The following is a 13952-nucleotide window of genomic DNA, read 5'->3' on the forward strand; positions in this document are numbered from 1 at the left end:
TGTTATCAACAATTTACTATACCTTTTTAAACAGGTTATCAACACCTTATACACTAATTGTATTAACAATTTCTTAAAGTAGGGTGTTTAAATTTATTTAATTTAGTCTCATGGAAAATATCAGAAATATGAACCCGGTACGAGTTGGTAAATCTACGATTATCAACTTGGAGAAAGGAAAGTTGCCGCCGCAAGCCGTTGATTTAGAGGAAGCTGTGCTTGGTGCGATGATGATTGATAAGAAGGGGGTTGATGAGGTTATTGATATTCTTCAGCCTGATGCTTTTTATAAAGATGCACATAAGCACATTTTTGAGGCTGTAGTTCAACTTTTTAACGATACGCAGCCAATTGACTTATTAACAGTATCTTCGCAGTTAAAAAAGAATGCGAAGCTGGAAGCAGCAGGTGGTGATTTTTACCTGATACAGCTTACACAAAAAATATCATCGTCTGCACATATTGAGTTCCACTCAAGAATTATATTGCAGAAGTTTATTCAGCGTAGTTTAATAAAAATCTCAAGTGAGATTATAGAAGAGTCGTACGATGAAACAACAGATGTATTTGACTTGCTGGATAAAGCAGAATCGAAACTATATGAAGTTACGCAAGGTAATATAAAGCGTAGTTCGGAAACAGCACAAAGTCTTGTTATACAAGCTAAAAAACGTATTGAGGACATTGCTAACAAAGAAGGACTTAGTGGTATTGCAACAGGGTTTAACGATTTAGATAAACTTACATCCGGTTGGCAACCCAGTGACCTTATTATTATAGCAGCACGTCCCGGTATGGGTAAAACAGCTTTTGTACTGTCTATGGCGCGTAATATAGCTATAGACTTTGGTCATCCCGTAGCGGTTTTCTCGCTGGAAATGTCATCAGTACAGCTTATAACCCGTTTAATATCCAGTGAAACAGGATTATCATCTGAAAAGTTACGTACAGGTAAACTGGAAAAACACGAGTGGGAGCAGTTAAGTATTAAGGTTAAAGACCTTGAAAAAGCACCCCTATATATAGATGATACCCCATCACTTTCCATATTTGACCTTAGAGCAAAGGCTAGAAGGCTAGCATCGCAATACGGTATTAAACTGATAGTAATTGACTACCTACAGCTTATGACTGCCGGAGGCGGAGGTAAAAACGGTGGTAACAGGGAGCAGGAAATTTCTACAATTTCCCGTAACCTAAAAGCACTTGCAAAAGAACTGGATGTTCCTGTTATTGCACTTTCTCAGCTATCGCGTGCGGTAGAAACACGTGGATCGAGTAAAAGACCTTTACTATCTGACCTTAGGGAATCAGGAGCAATTGAGCAGGATGCCGATATTGTATCATTTATTTACCGTCCCGAATATTATAAAATTGATGAGTGGGATGATGAAGAGCGTTCTCCTACACAAGGGCAGGCTGAATTTATTGTAGCAAAACACCGTAATGGTGGACTTGAGAATATTAGGTTAAAGTTTGTGGGTAGCTTAGGTAAATTTGATAATTTAGATGACTTCAGTTCTCCTTTTGATGAATTGCCATCGAGCATGAACGATAATGATTCTAACCAGTTTCTGGCGCAAAACTTACCTTCTGCCAACGATGCTTTTGGCAGTAATATGAATAATGATAATAAGAGAAATGACGACGAAGTTCCGTTTTAATAACCCTATATAAACCAAATTATACACATGGCAGTAAATAACGAAGAGATGTTGGTAATAACTGATGAAATGAAAGAAATTTTGGTTCATAACATTGAAGTTATAGACCCTACCGGTGAATAAGCCAGTTATTTTATTAAAACAAAAAGCGTATTAGTAATTCTGATACGCTTTTTTGTTTACTGTATAGTGCTAAACTTGCTACTAATGCGTTATACATTTTGTTATCTTTGGTGTAAATTGGATAATAATGATGATGCGAAAACTTTTTATATATACATTTTTACTTTTAATATCATTTGTTTCACGTGCCTCGATGGTATTGATACCTATGGATGATACCTCTCAGGTTAATCATTTAAAAGCCTATGGTATTACGTACTGGACGCTCGATAAAGATTATAAAGTAAGCTGGTTATTAAACTACAGAGGAGGTTCTTTTTTATTGCCGGACAGAGAGGAAATAAGAAGAGAATGTAAAATAAGAGGGGTTAGTTTTGAAATTATAACAGATGGAGAGGCTAACGCTATACTGGACGAGATAAGCAGTCCTTCTCAGAATAAAGAGACCGTAATACTGGAAAAAGCACCAAAAATAGCCGTTTATTCGCCCCCGGGAAAGCAACCTTGGGATGATGCTGTAACTATGGTACTAACCTACGCCGAAATTCCTTTCACTACTATTTATGATGAAGAAGTTTTAAATGATGCGCTGCTTTTATATGATTGGTTACACCTGCATCACGAAGACTTTACAGGGCAATACGGTAAGTTTTTCGGTGCATATAGAAATGCACCTTGGTATTTAGAGCAAAAACGTGAAGCAGAAGAATTAGCCCAAAGGCTAGGCTATAGTAAAGTGTCTGAAGAAAAAATGGCTGTTGCTGATAAAATAAGAGATTATGTAGTAGGCGGTGGGTTTATGTTTGCTATGTGTTCGGCCACTGATACTTTTGATATAGCACTTGCTGCGGAGGATGTGGATATATGTGAACCAATGTTTGACGGAGATCCTAGTGAACCAAATTATCAATCTAAAATAGATTATAACAACTCATTTGCATTTAAAAACTTTATACTGGAACGTAGCCCTATGGTTTACGAGTTTTCGGATATAGATACTACCAACGATCGAAAAATACCTTTTGAGCAGGATTACTTTACTTTAATGGAATATTCTGCTAAGTGGGACCCTGTACCTACTATGCTTTGCCAAAACCACACACAATTAGTAAAAGGTTTTATGGGGCAAACTACTGCTTACAGAGCAGACAGGGTTAAATCTAACGTGCTTGTTATGGGGATGAATAAACTTAATAACGAAGCACGCTATATTCATGGTACTAAAGGCAAGGGTATGTTTACTTTTTATGGCGGGCATGACCCGGAAGATTATCAGCATAGAGTAGGGGATGCACCAACCGTTTTAGACTTGCACCCAAATTCTCCCGGCTACAGGCTTATACTTAATAATGTATTATTCCCTGCAGCCAGAAAGAAAAAACAAAAAACGTGATTTGATTAATAATAGGTCTTAATATTTAATGAAAAGATTACTCCAAAAATATTCTCAGAAACAGCTCATTTATTTGAAAAACTATATATAAATTTTCTCTTCGCATATATACCTATTGCTATTTTACATATTATTTTTAATTTGGCGGGAGTAATTCCTGTCAATTTTAATGACGAAAAAATATATGGTATAGGAGCAGTATTAGTTATAATAATATTTTTTATGCCTTTTGCAACTCTAATTCTTACAATATGTGCATGGTCATATTTTATGATTGGAAATTTTATTATAAGAACATTAAATAAGATTTTTAATAAATCATAACTTATTCTTTAACCTTTATCGGTATTTCACCATAAGTAGAGTAGCCACCTATTTTTTCAAGATTAACATTTACATCAAGTTCATCATAGGTATTAATACCTTTAATGTTTACATCAATAACTTCGCTGTTTTTTAAGGTAACATTTATACTGCCATCTTTATTTACAGGTACTACTGCATAATCAGGGTTGCTGTTATTTTCTGTTTCTGTAGTAGCTGCATGTGCTGTAGAAATTAAATCTATTTTTTCTAGCGTGTTAATAGTAAGACAAACTGCTATTACTGTTAGGATAAATTTAGTGTATCTGTCATTTTTCATGGTTGAATTATTTATATGTTATAAGTTAAAAATACTCAAAATCATTAATGTAAACCGTTAATTTTTTATATTTGAGTACAAGGGTTTTAAAACCAATATCTCATGAAAAAATTACTATTGCTATTTGTTTACTTAATATCTTATTACACTATTGCTCAAAATGGCTACCCTATACCCGATAGTGTGTCTAACAGATTATTTTATATTCAGCATAGTAATAATCATAATACATATGTTTATGATGCCGATATTAAGAAAGGAGTATTGAATAATGATGAGCCTGTTATAGCTTATCGGATAATATATACAAGAGGCGGTATTAAGGCAGACTTAACAGGGCTACAGCGAAGATTGGCCTATGGGGTTAAGTTTAAAAAAATAGAAGACAATTCCTGTGTATTTACTTTAGCGGCATATCCTGAAAAAGAACTGTTTTTAAGAGTAACTAAAAAAGGGAGAGCCTATGTTATGGTTAACGTAAATGGTAAAAATTTAATTTTGAGCAGAATGTTTCTATTTTCTAATAAATTAGGTACAAAAGTAGATTGTATTAATTTTTATGGGAAAGACATAAAAACAGGGAAGAACATTGTTGAAAAGTTTTATCCCTAATAGTAAGAAATTTATATAATATTCAAATAAAAACCCTGCTCATAGAGCAGGGTTTATTTATTATAAGTAAGAAATATTGTGTTTATAAAACGTTCTTATTTAACTTGCTTAACTATAGCAGCAAAAGCTTCAGGGTGGTTCATAGCAAGGTCTGCAAGAACTTTTCTGTTAAGCTCTATGTTCGCTGCTTTAACTTTACCCATAAATTGAGAATAACTCATTCCGTGAAGTCTTGCGGCAGCGTTAATACGCATAATCCATAAAGAACGGAAATTTCTCTTCTTTTGCTTTCTGTCGCGGTAAGCATATTGCATTGCTTTATCTACCGCGTTTTTAGCTACTGTCCAAACGTTTTTACGTCTTCCAAAGTAACCTTTGGCTTGCTTCAATACTCTTTTTCTACGAGCTCTAGAAGCTACTGCATTTACTGATCTTGGCATAATTTTTCTTTTTTTGTAGCAGGCGCTCTTTTATATTGTTAAGAGACTTTGTGGCCATACTCCAGGGTTATTAAAATTGTTTTAACCGAAACAACAATTATTTTATTAGTAACTGTTGTTTAATACTTGTCTCATCAGATGGGTGTACCAACGTTGAATGAGTAAGTGCAAGCTTACGCTTTTTACTTTTCTTAGTCAGGATGTGACTTTTAAAAGCATGCTTTCTTTTGATTTTTCCAGAGCCTGTAACTTTAAAGCGTTTCTTAGCGCTGGATTTCGTCTTCATTTTAGGCATTTTCTTCCTGTATTTAGTTATTCTTACTTATCTCTTTATATTGTTTATTACTTCTTCTTTTTAGGAGCAATAAACATAATCATTCTCTTACCTTCTAATACCGGCATAGATTCTACCTTACCATATTCCTCAAGGTCTTGTGCCAGTCTAAGTAAAAGTATTTGTCCTTGTTCTTTATATATAATAGAGCGACCTTTAAAAAATACAAATGCCTTTAGTTTAGATCCTTCTTTAAGGAATTTTTCAGCATTTTTCTTTTTAAACTCATAGTCATGCTCATCTGTTTGAGGACCGAAACGAATTTCCTTCACAGTAATTTGTGAAGACTTTGCTTTAAGCATTTTTTCACGTTTCTTTTGCTCATAAAGGAACTTTTTATAGTCCATTATTTTACATACAGGTGGTTCAGCCTTAGGAGATATCTCTACTAAGTCCAATTCCTGCTCTTCTGCCATTTTCATGGCAGCACCTGTTTTGTAAACACCGGCTTCAACATTGTCTCCAACAAGTCGTACTTCCGGGATCTTTATGTGCTCGTTAATCCTGTGCGGGTCTTTTTTTTCAACGCGACCTCTAAAACCTCTTCTGTTGTTTCGTATAGCTATGGCTCTAAAATTTTAAATTAAACTTCAAATGGTTGTAGTACTTTATTTACCTCTTCCTGTACTAAGGAAGCAAACTCTTCAATTGACATGGTTCGGTTTGATTTACCGTCGTCACCATGACGTCGTACAGATACCGTACCATTTTTTTCTTCTTCCTCACCAACTATCAGCATAAACGGAAGTTTCTGAACTTCAGCCTCCCTGATTTTCTTACCGATAGTCTCGTTTCGGTTATCAATTAGGGCGCGAATTTCGTGATTTTCCAGCAATTGTAAAACTTTTTTAGCATAATTTTCATATTTCTCACTAAGAGACAGTATGATAGCTTGCTCCGGCATTAGCCAAAGCGGGAAGTTTCCTGCTGTATTTTCAAGCAAAATTGCAATAAAACGCTCCATTGAACCAAACGGTGCACGGTGAATCATAACCGGACGGTGTAACTCATTGTCAGATCCCTTATAAGTCAGATCAAAACGCTCCGGTAAGTTATAATCTACCTGTATGGTACCCAATTGCCACTGGCGGCCTAAAGCATCTTTAACCATAAAGTCAAGCTTAGGACCGTAAAAAGCAGCCTCTCCATATTCAACTACTGTGTTAAGATTTTTATCTTTTGCAGCATTGATAATAGCATTTTCCGCTTTTTCCCAGTTTTCTTCTGTACCTATATATTTTTCTTTGTTCTCAGGATCACGTAATGATATTTGCGCGCTAAAGTTTTCGAACCCTAATGAACCGAATACATAAAGCACCAAGTCAATTACTTTTTTGAATTCTTCATCCAACTGATCAGGAGTACAGAAAATGTGTGCATCATCCTGAGTAAATCCACGTACACGAGTTAACCCATGTAACTCACCACTTTGCTCATAACGGTACACTGTACCAAATTCAGCATAACGTTTTGGTAAATCTTTATACGACCAAGGTTTGTTATTGAATATCTCGCAGTGGTGCGGACAGTTCATAGGTTTTAATAAAAACTCTTCACCTTCGTTTGGTGTGTGTATCGGTTGGAAACTATCAGCACCATATTTAGCATAGTGACCTGATGTTACATATAATTCTTTTTGCCCAATGTGTGGTGTTACCACTTGCTCGTAACCTGCTTTTTGTTGCGCTTTCTTTAAAAAGTTTTCTAAACGCTCACGTAAAGCCGCTCCTTTAGGTAACCATAACGGTAAGCCTTGCCCAACTTTTTGAGAGAACGTAAACAACTCTAGCTCTTTACCCAGTTTACGGTGGTCGCGACGCTTAGCCTCTTCCAGCATTTGCAGGTATTCTGTAAGTTCCTTTTGTTTCGGGAATGATATACCGTAAACACGTGTAAGCTGCTTGTTCTTTTCATCACCACGCCAGTATGCACCGGCAACACTCATTATTTTTATTGCTTTTATAATACCTGTGTTTGGTATGTGACCTCCACGGCATAAATCAGTAAAAGTTGAGTGATCGCAGAAGGTTATAGTACCGTCTTCAAGGTTTTCTATAAGCTCTACTTTGTATGGGTTTTCTTCTTTTTTATACATTGCCAATGCATCTGCTTTACTCACAGAACGCATTTTAAACTCATGCTTTTCTTTAGAGATAGCAAGCATGCGGTCTTCAATCGCTTTAAAATCTTTTTCGGTAACCACATGGTCGCCAAAATCAACATCGTAATAAAAACCGTTGTCAATAGCAGGACCAATAGTTAGCTTAACACCCGGGTACATTTCCTGTATTGCCTGTGCTAAAACGTGCGATGTAGAGTGCCAAAAGGCTTTTTTACCTTCAGCATCCTTCCAAGTATATAATATTAACGAACCGTCGGTGGTCAGTGGGGTCTTGGTTTCAACGGTTGTACCATTAAAGCTGGCAGAAATAACATTTCTTGCTAAGCCTTCGCTTATACTCATGGCTACGTCCATGGGAGTTACTCCCTCGTCGAATTTCTTGACTGATCCGTCCGGTAATGTAATATTTATCATTGTTAAATTTTTATGAAGAGCAAAGATAGGGGATTACACGGAGTAGTGCAATAGATTGAAGCAAGTTATAATCATTAATATTATGTAAAGTGTTGCTTTTAAAAAGTGTATTATTGAGATAATAAGAAAGAATTAAAAAATCCGCCATTTGGCGGACTACTTAATTTACTTTTTCTTTTGTGGTGGTGTTTTACCGGGTGCAGTAGGATTATTCCCTCTGCCTTTGCCAGAGGCGTTGCCTGTTTTAGCAGGTCCGTTTTTAGGCGCTGGTTTCGTTGCCATAATTTAAAAATTTAGTTACATAAATGTATGAAATATTTATACAAGATAGATATGGTTAAAAGCCTAAATTTTTCTTAAATAATTACAGGTTGGATATTGTTTGAATAACTTTAGGTGCCTATTTAATCACCTTTAAATATTATTTATGAAAAAAAATCAACAACAAGACAAATCCCCTAAAAATGCCAAGCTGGAAGACCTGGAACGTAACAGGGAATACAGCGAAGGACAATATAACACCACCGACCAAGGTGTGCGCATTAATGATGACCATAATTCCCTAAAAGCAGGAGATAGAGGACCATCGTTACTGGAAGACTTTATTATGCGTGAAAAAATTACGCATTTTGACCATGAGCGTATCCCTGAACGAATTGTACACGCTCGTGGTTCGGCAGCACACGGTTATTTCGAAGCCTATGGCAATGTAGGGGAATATACCAAAGCTGGTTTCCTGAATGATACTTCTATTAAAACGCCGGTATTTGTACGTTTCTCTACTGTAGCGGGATTCCGTGGCAGTACCGACCTTGCTCGTGACGTACGTGGTTTTGCTGTTAAGTTCTATACACAGGAGGGAAATTTTGACCTTGTAGGTAATAACATTCCTGTATTTTTTATTCAGGATGCAATGAAGTTTCCTGACCTTATCCATGCTGTAAAACCGGAGCCTCATAACGAAATACCACAGGCACAATCGGCACACGATACTTTTTGGGACTTTATTTCCCTTATGCCCGAATCTATGCACATGATTATGTGGGCCATGAGCGACCGTGCCATCCCTAGAAGTTTACGTATGATGGAGGGGTTTGGCGTGCATACTTTCCGCTTCGTAAATAAAGAAGGTAAATCTACTTTTGTAAAATTCCACTGGAAACCTAAATTAGGTACGCATAGCGTGGTATGGGACGAAGCACTGAAAATATCAGGTAACGACCCTGATTTCCACAGGAGGGATTTATATGATGCTATAGAAAACGGTGATTTCCCGGAATGGGAACTCGGTGTACAGCTTATACCGGAAGAGGATGAACACAAATATGATTTCGACCTGCTTGACCCTACCAAATTAGTACCGGAAGAATTAGTGCCGGTTACCAAAATAGGGCGTATGGTACTTAACCGTAACCCGGATAACTTTTTTGCGGAAACGGAACAGGTGGCATTCCATCCCGGTCATGTAGTGCCGGGGATTGATTTTACTAACGACCCATTGTTACAGGGCAGGCTTTTCTCCTATACTGACACGCAGCTTTCGAGATTAGGAAGCCCTAATTTTCATGAAATACCTATTAACCGTACTATTGCTCCGATGCACAATAACCAGCGCGACGGGCACATGAGGCAGGAAATAAACGTAGGCAAGTCCAGCTATAGTCCTAATACCCTTGGCGGTGGATGCCCTTTTCAGGCAAAAATGGCCGATGGTGGTTTTGTAAGCCATCATGAACGTGTTGATGCACATAAAGTACGCGCCCGCAGCGAAAGTTTTAGCGACCACTTTAGTCAGGCTGCTTTATTTTATGAAAGCCAGAGCGAAGTAGAGCAAGGGCATATAGCTAATGCATTACAGTTTGAGCTTAGTAAAGTTGAGACCGTTGATGTAAGAGAACGTATGTTAGGAATGCTTGCAATGGTGAATAAAGATTTAGCTAAAAAAGTTGGAGAAGGACTTGGTTTAAAAGTACCTGCCAAAGTAGAGAAACCACTCAACCGTGGTATAGGGGCCGATGCAGACCCGAAAAAGCATGAGCCTAAACCTGCAGATAATAAGTATAAACCTTCTAAAGCGTTAAGCATGTTGCATAACCCGACTATAACGGATACTATTGAAACAAGAATGGTTGCCTTTATATGCGGAGAAGGTGTTAGTGAGGATAATTTGAAAAACCTTAAAAAAGCACTTGAAAATAAGGGAGCTATGGCTAAAATTGTTGCTCCGAATGCAGGAGGAATTAAGACAGATAAAGGAACTGAAATGAAAGCAGATTTTACTTTCTTCAACTCTTCTTCTGTATTGTTTGATGCGGTATATGTAGCAGGAGCTAAGAATATAGAAGCCCTTGCGGATAATAATAATGTAAAAGAATTTATTAATAACGCTTATAAACATTGTAAGGTTATTGGTTTTGGCGCTGATACCAAAAAGGTTTTAGATAAAACTATGATTGACAACGATGACGATGCCGGCGTACTTATAGCGGATAAAAAATCAGGTGATAAGTTTTCCGATGAATTTATTAGATTGCTTGGCAAGCACAGAGTTTGGGAGCGTGAGTCAAAACTATAATTTATTGAAGGTTTAGTATAAACATAAAAAAATCCGCCAAAGAGCGGATTTTTTTGTGTATTATTAATTTATGTAAAATTATTTAGGCTGCTTCCCTTATTTCGGTATGTCTTATTTCTCCGCCGGTAGTACCTGTGTTACTTCCTAAAAATATAGCTACAAGGCTTAGTGCTAAAATAATTACATTAATTACAGTGCTAAACGATTTCTCTTTTAGGTTAGCCCACAGTCCTACTAAAGCCAGTACACCAAGAGCATATGAGAAAAGTATAAAAATTTCGGCAGCCTCTTCGTGCTCGTGGATAATGTGGTGGTCTGCCAATTCCATATCTTCTACAACTTCCTCTGCACCTTCACCGGAAACCGCAGCAGGAATAGTACATATTGCTCCCAGTATAAAAACCAAACAAGCAGTACGTTTAACAATAGCCGAACGGGTAATAAATCCGCCAATTAAAATTAACAGTCCTATAATAGGTATAATAATAGGCAGGTGGTTTACTAACAGGTGAAAATGCGCGTCGTTCATAATAGTTATTTTTATAATGTAAAAATATAGTATTTGTAACTATATATAAGTAAAGCATCACAAAAAAACTACATTAGCCTGTTAACTTTAATTGAATACAACATCCGGCTTTTCCAGATTGTCCAGTTTTAAGACGTATTTTTCTGGTAATAAACTCAACCCATACTGGTATGAAGCATTCATCCATCCAAATCCGGATTTTGTAATATAGGCAAATTCTGTACCCACATTTCCATATTCAGCATATACTTTATGGGTACTTTCTACTACGTCATATTTTTCAGGTATGGTGCCGTTATAATCTACTGCATTTTGAGTAATCGTCCATAGCCAGCGGTATATCATTTCAATAGCTTCGTCTTTATAACCATAATTCATTAACCCTTTCCATAATAACATTTGGTGTGGCGCCCAGCCATAGGGGTAGTCCCATTGGCGTTGCATATCGCTACTCGCATACCTTTCAGTAGATTCTTTATTGGATGCCAAGAAACCTCCTTGTGCTTTTAGCTCCTTCATTAATAAAGGTACAAGCAGGTCTGCTTCTTCCTGTGTACATAATCCTGCCCATAGTGGGAAGAAGTTAGTAGCAGCCATAAAATCAGTACGTTCTTCCGTTTTTACATTAAAATCGAAGAAACAGTGTTTTTCATCATCCCATAAATATTGTTTCATCAGTATTTTTCGATTCGATGCTTTTTCGTGCCAATACTTATTGGTGTAACGATGACCGTTTTCGGCAGTAAACCTACCATTAAAGTAAGTACTGATTAAAAAATCAAAATCTTTCTCATATTTATATAATAATGAGTTTAAATCTACGCAATTTAAATCCGCAGCTATATCTGCCAGTCGCCATGTTGTATCGTGACCGCTTTCCCTAAGTGTACGGTCGTGCACAAAATAACGGTCAAGTTTAGCATCTTTAATTTCTCCGTTTTTATATTTCTCCTCAAAGGTTAATACTGAAAGGTCATACTTATTGGCATATTCCTGTAATATACTCCTAAAATGCCCGGGTTCTGTTTCGGGTGGAATTCCTATACCTTCGGCATAATAGCGGTTAAGCCCGGTAGATGGGGTATAGCGCTTGGTTTTCATCCATACCGTTTCATATTCCTGTATCGCTATAGAAAGCGTGTGTTTTAGCCACTTTTTATTTTCTTCTGTTTTGGGTAACTCAGCATATACCTCTCTTATAAATGAAGACAAAAATGGTGGTTGTGTACGGGTAAGGTAATAGGAACGATTCGCATTAAGTATTTTGCCGTAATATTTTATCTGATAACAAAAGTTGTCTACCATAGCCTTGGCCAAGTCAATTCTGCCATCTATAATAAGCCCTATACCTTCAAAATAACTGTCCCACCCGTACATTTCGTTAAACCTGCCACCGGGAACAACAAAAGGTACACCTTTTCCATTTTCTATTTTTAATGATAATATACCGGGGCGGCTATTTATAGAACGCACATACTCCGGTGTAATAGTAGGGGGGAGTATAATCACCTCGAGTTCTCTCCTTTTTTTTTGTAGGTTTAAAAAGTAATCGATACCCGTGCTGTCATTATAAGGTACATATATACGCTGATGGCTATCATGCACTTTTTCATCTTCTACTATCCTTTTCAAACCCTCGTCATCTACCGTTCGCGTAAGATCATCCCAAAAATGTGATTTTATACGTCTAGAAATTCTCTCTGCCGGCGGTTCCTGTATTTGGCATAATGTAATAGTAAGGTTTTCATATTCTTTTTCATTTGCAATAGCCAGTTCTTGTAGTAGGTTAGACAGATAATAAGTATTACGTAAAATAACAGTATCTCCCGCTGTGCTTACCATATAATAATCTTTAGAAGGAGCATCATCTTTAGTAATCTTATTATCGCCATCAGTATCATAACCAACTAAAAGGTCATGCATAGTCTTATTAACAGGTAAATTAAAAATTATGTTGTTTTCTACAAATTTTTTACTGCAATTCATATATAAGCTAGCTATAAGGAGGCAGGCTATAATAATAAAAGCCTGTTTAAAATTAAAATTAAGTTTATTCGGTTTAAACTTCATTCCTCCAATTATGAGTAAGTGAAATATAAAAGTAATAAAATTCTGTATGCCCATTGTATATAGTTAAAATGCTTAACATATCATTAGTATGTTTTTATTAAATTCAAAAAATATTTATAAAAGAACTAACGATTTTGTTTCAACAGCCTGCTATGTAGTGCTAATATTGGTTTTTCGTTAGGTATAGGTTAATTTTATTTTAACATTATTTAGTAATATTATATATGTTAAATTGAAAATATACATTTGGCGCAAAATATTTAAAAAACAAACAAACCATTCAAACAAATGAAAAAAATTATTACAATCATTGCGCTATTTTTTGCTGTCTCTTCATCTTTTGCTCAACTAAAAGTCACTGAGTTTAAAAAAGCAGACGTGGAACTTATAGGTAAAATAACGCCTATGGGACAAATGACCGTTAAATTGGAGAAAGAAGGAGATAAGTGTATCTTTACTTATAGAGATGCTAAATTTGATAAAATAGACAATTACAAGAGTTTTGAATTTAACGCTTCAGATTTAGATGCCCTATATGAGTTGTTCACTAACTTTGAAGGAGTAGAAAAAGGAGATCAAAAAGCAATAAGTTTAGGCGATGGAGAACGTTTAAACCTTGTTTATGATAAAATGTTAGGTAAAATGTATTTTACAATATATCATACAAACGCTGCCGGAGTAGAAGGTCAGGTACAATATTTAACTCCAAAGCAATTCAAAAAACTATTTGGTAAGAAAAAATAAATAATAGAATTTTATTAAGTATATGCTATAAAGAGGGTGTGGAAATCTCCACACCCTCTTTTATTATAAAGGTGCCTTTTCACTATATAGTATTTAATATATACAACGTTGTGCATAATAATAAAAAGCAACAAAAAAAACTTTGGTACCTAATATTAGGTAAATCAATAAGTTGAGCTAAAAAATTAAAAAAAGGTTAAAAAAACCTTAGCAAAACAGTTGCAAAAGCCAAAAAGAGTATTACATTTGCACCCGCTTACAACAACAAGCACGTACAGACACATACTGA

The 13952-nt window shown here is 36.0% G+C and carries 12 protein-coding genes; 5 read left to right on the top strand and 7 right to left on the bottom strand.

The window, feature by feature from the left end:
- Nucleotides 1–110: 110 nt before the first annotated feature.
- Nucleotides 111–1664: a replicative DNA helicase gene (dnaB, locus tag IEW45_RS05715; protein ID WP_188620259.1), complete on the top strand. Its 1554-nt coding sequence runs from the start codon at nucleotides 111–113 to the stop codon at nucleotides 1662–1664.
- Between the two features lie 253 nt (nucleotides 1665–1917).
- Nucleotides 1918–3180, top strand: a complete 1263-nt coding sequence (locus tag IEW45_RS05720; protein WP_373283167.1) for an asparagine synthetase B — start codon at nucleotides 1918–1920, stop codon at nucleotides 3178–3180.
- Between the two features lie 325 nt (nucleotides 3181–3505).
- On the opposite strand, the gene IEW45_RS05725 is transcribed toward IEW45_RS05720, so the two are convergent.
- A complete protein-coding gene (locus tag IEW45_RS05725) occupies nucleotides 3506–3823 on the bottom strand; it encodes a hypothetical protein (RefSeq protein WP_188620260.1) in 318 nt (105 codons plus the stop codon).
- A gap of 102 nt (nucleotides 3824–3925) precedes the next feature.
- On the opposite strand from IEW45_RS05725, the gene IEW45_RS05730 reads away from it, so the two are divergent.
- Complete coding sequence (locus IEW45_RS05730; protein ID WP_188620261.1) at nucleotides 3926–4435, top strand: DUF4833 domain-containing protein; 510 nt, start codon at nucleotides 3926–3928, stop codon at nucleotides 4433–4435.
- 95 nt (nucleotides 4436–4530) lie between these two features.
- Here the strand turns inward: IEW45_RS05730 and rplT are convergent, their stop codons facing one another.
- The 4 genes from rplT to thrS form a co-directional block, all read right to left on the bottom strand.
- The gene (gene rplT, locus IEW45_RS05735) at nucleotides 4531–4875 is read right to left on the bottom strand and encodes a 50S ribosomal protein L20 (protein ID WP_188620262.1); all 345 of its coding nucleotides are present in this window, start codon (nucleotides 4873–4875) and stop codon (nucleotides 4531–4533) included.
- Nucleotides 4876–4972: 97 nt separating this feature from the next.
- Nucleotides 4973–5170, bottom strand: coding sequence for a 50S ribosomal protein L35 (gene rpmI / locus IEW45_RS05740; protein WP_188620263.1), 198 nt, complete (start codon nucleotides 5168–5170; stop codon nucleotides 4973–4975).
- A 47-nt stretch (nucleotides 5171–5217) separates the two neighbouring features.
- A complete protein-coding gene (gene infC / locus IEW45_RS05745) occupies nucleotides 5218–5769 on the bottom strand; it encodes a translation initiation factor IF-3 (protein ID WP_188620290.1) in 552 nt (183 codons plus the stop codon).
- A 23-nt stretch (nucleotides 5770–5792) separates the two neighbouring features.
- Nucleotides 5793–7745: a threonine--tRNA ligase gene (gene thrS, locus IEW45_RS05750; protein WP_188620264.1), complete on the bottom strand. Its 1953-nt coding sequence runs from the start codon at nucleotides 7743–7745 to the stop codon at nucleotides 5793–5795.
- Between the two features lie 427 nt (nucleotides 7746–8172).
- On the opposite strand from thrS, the gene IEW45_RS05755 reads away from it, so the two are divergent.
- On the top strand, nucleotides 8173–10320 hold the full coding sequence (locus IEW45_RS05755) for a catalase (RefSeq protein WP_188620265.1): 2148 nt from the start codon (nucleotides 8173–8175) through the stop codon (nucleotides 10318–10320).
- Between the two features lie 82 nt (nucleotides 10321–10402).
- Here the strand turns inward: IEW45_RS05755 and IEW45_RS05760 are convergent, their stop codons facing one another.
- Nucleotides 10403–10849 carry a DUF2231 domain-containing protein gene (locus tag IEW45_RS05760; protein WP_188620266.1) on the bottom strand — a complete coding sequence of 149 codons (447 nt, stop codon included), beginning with the start codon at nucleotides 10847–10849 and terminating at the stop codon, nucleotides 10403–10405.
- Nucleotides 10850–10936: 87 nt separating this feature from the next.
- A complete protein-coding gene (locus tag IEW45_RS05765; RefSeq protein ID WP_229665903.1) occupies nucleotides 10937–12772 on the bottom strand; it encodes a trehalase family glycosidase in 1836 nt (611 codons plus the stop codon).
- Nucleotides 12773–13207: 435 nt separating this feature from the next.
- Between IEW45_RS05765 and IEW45_RS05770 the strand changes: the two genes are divergently transcribed.
- A complete protein-coding gene (locus tag IEW45_RS05770; RefSeq protein ID WP_188620268.1) occupies nucleotides 13208–13663 on the top strand; it encodes a hypothetical protein in 456 nt (151 codons plus the stop codon).
- The last annotated feature ends 289 nt before the right edge of the window (nucleotides 13664–13952 follow it).

The sequence above is a fragment of the Flavobacterium suaedae genome, assembly GCF_014642915.1.
Lineage (GTDB): Bacteria > Bacteroidota > Bacteroidia > Flavobacteriales > Flavobacteriaceae > Flavobacterium > Flavobacterium suaedae.